Annotated in this window: 4 protein-coding genes; 1 reads left to right on the top strand and 3 read right to left on the bottom strand. The window is 38.7% G+C overall.

Annotation, left to right across the window (positions count from 1 at the left end; translation table 11 throughout):
* Positions 1 to 172 precede the first annotated feature (172 nt).
* Positions 173 to 571, bottom strand: coding sequence for a zinc-binding dehydrogenase (locus EKM69_RS12665; protein ID WP_318530675.1), 399 nt, complete (start codon positions 569 to 571; stop codon positions 173 to 175).
* A 27-nt stretch (positions 572 to 598) separates the two neighbouring features.
* Positions 599 to 1,126, bottom strand: a complete 528-nt coding sequence (locus EKM69_RS12660) for an alcohol dehydrogenase catalytic domain-containing protein (RefSeq protein WP_318530674.1) — start codon at positions 1,124 to 1,126, stop codon at positions 599 to 601.
* 52 nt (positions 1,127 to 1,178) lie between these two features.
* On the opposite strand from EKM69_RS12660, the gene EKM69_RS12620 reads away from it, so the two are divergent.
* The gene (locus EKM69_RS12620; protein ID WP_263853859.1) at positions 1,179 to 1,301 is read left to right on the top strand and encodes a hypothetical protein; all 123 of its coding nucleotides are present in this window, start codon (positions 1,179 to 1,181) and stop codon (positions 1,299 to 1,301) included.
* Here the strand turns inward: EKM69_RS12620 and EKM69_RS12140 are convergent.
* Entirely contained in the window at positions 1,291 to 1,506 is a 216-nt protein-coding gene (locus EKM69_RS12140; RefSeq protein WP_125711367.1) for a VOC family protein, read from the bottom strand. The two genes, EKM69_RS12620 and EKM69_RS12140, sit on opposite strands and share 11 nt — an antisense overlap.
* Positions 1,507 to 1,699: the final 193 nt, after the last annotated feature.

Raw genomic sequence — 1,699 nt, 5'->3', positions numbered from 1 at the left:
AAGATGGGTTGGGTTTCTTTAAACTCCAACACCAGATCCAGCTTCTCTTGGACTGTATATTTACTTCTAGACATAAAAAAATCCCTTCATGAATATCAGATGAATTTATATTATTTCATCTGACAACCATAAAGGGATTATCGCATTTTTTTACGCTGTTGAAGCTTTTTTTCTATGGCAAAATTACTACTTTGCCTGGTTTCGTTTGATTTTCTAAAAATTCGTGTGCTTCTGGTAGTTGTTTTAATGAGAAGGTTTTTACTGGATGAACGTCGACATTTTTATCTGTTATTAGTTGCAACAGGTCATTCAATTGCTTCTCATTGATTACGTAGCTGGCGAACGATGTCATGTAGCGGTCGTTTGGAATGGCTGTTACTGGGTCGAAATGATCTATGTCCCAAACTCCACCCATGTCACCTGTGATGCTGGCGATCCCGAATGGTTTTAAATTGTTCATCGAATCAAGTGCTGTCGCAGCTCCGACTAAATCAAAGATCCGATCTACTGGCTGATCTAATTTTAATTTTTTATCTTGATCCAAGACAAATCCATCGTAGCCTAACTGCAAAACTTCATCTTTCGCGTTATCTTTTCGCTAAGTACCTAGAACTTTGATGTCAGGATTGATGGCTTTTGCTAACTTTAAGCCAGCGATACCTACACCACTCGTTCCACCACGGATCAATAAGGTTTCAGCATTATCTAGCTGCAGCTGTAACAAGGCTCGATAAGCCGTATGAAATGTTTCTGGGATAGCAGCTAAATCGTCCCAAGGAATATTCGTTTCAACGGGATGAATAATTTTATTAGGTAGTAATGCATATTCGGCATAACTGCCATCAAAATCACGTCCCATTTCACCATTCATCGCTATAACTTTTTGACCTACCGGCAATCTCTTTGGATCAGTGGTCTCTTCGATCACACCAACACATTCGATTCCTAAGATCCGCGGAAATTTGACCGAAGGCGACTTTCCTTGACGAGTAAAAATTTCTGAATGAATGATCCCAAAACCTTTAATTTTGACTAACGACCAATCAGGTTTGACCTCAGGAGTGGGAACATCTTTATATTCCAAAACTTCCGGCCCACCTGGCTGCGAAACGACTACTGCCTTCATACGATTACCTTCCTCTTATTTTCCTGCTGAAAAGCCCCCAAATTGGTGACCAGTGTCATCGTTCAAACGAGCAAAAGTCAAGCCAGTCTTGTCAGTAACTGGTCCCCAAATTACCGTTGCACCATTGTCTTTAGCATTGGCAATGGCTTTTTCAACATCTTCAACTAAAGTGTAAAAAACTGAATACTCGGCAATTTTCCAGCAGTACCTAAAATACCACCAGTAGGATATTCATTGCCTGGTTCAATAATATTATAATATTCATTTTCCATATCTGTATACTCAACAAATTTCCAGCCGAATATCTTGCTGTAAAAATCCATTGTTTCCTTTGGATGATCTGTTCCGATCTCAAACCAGTTTACGTTGTTGTTATTCATCTAAAATTCCTTCTTTCTTAGCTATCTAGGATATTTTAGGTTAGATTACTAAAGGTTGAAAGCACGAAAATAGCCCTCAACTCATTCGTATGTTGAGGTTGGGTACAATCAAATAGTTTTTTAACATCATGAAGCATTATCCAAGAGCCTGATCAGGCGATTGGGTAATGCTTTTATAAATTCGTCAAAAATA

Origin of the sequence: Companilactobacillus zhongbaensis, from assembly GCF_003946515.1 — a bacterium.
Taxonomy (GTDB): domain Bacteria; phylum Bacillota; class Bacilli; order Lactobacillales; family Lactobacillaceae; genus Companilactobacillus; species Companilactobacillus zhongbaensis.
Note: the sequence above shows the minus strand (reverse complement) of the source record. Positions and strands in the feature narration are given on the sequence as shown.

Bases quoted from the DNA above. Each gene is read 5' to 3' on its own strand.
- EKM69_RS12660 (WP_318530674.1), bottom strand. From the start codon at position 1,126: ATGAAGGCAGTAGTCGTTTCGCAGCCAGGTGGGCCGGAAGTTTTGGAA.
- EKM69_RS12140 (WP_125711367.1), bottom strand. From the start codon at position 1,506: ATGAATAACAACAACGTAAACTGGTTTGAGATCGGAACAGATCATCCA.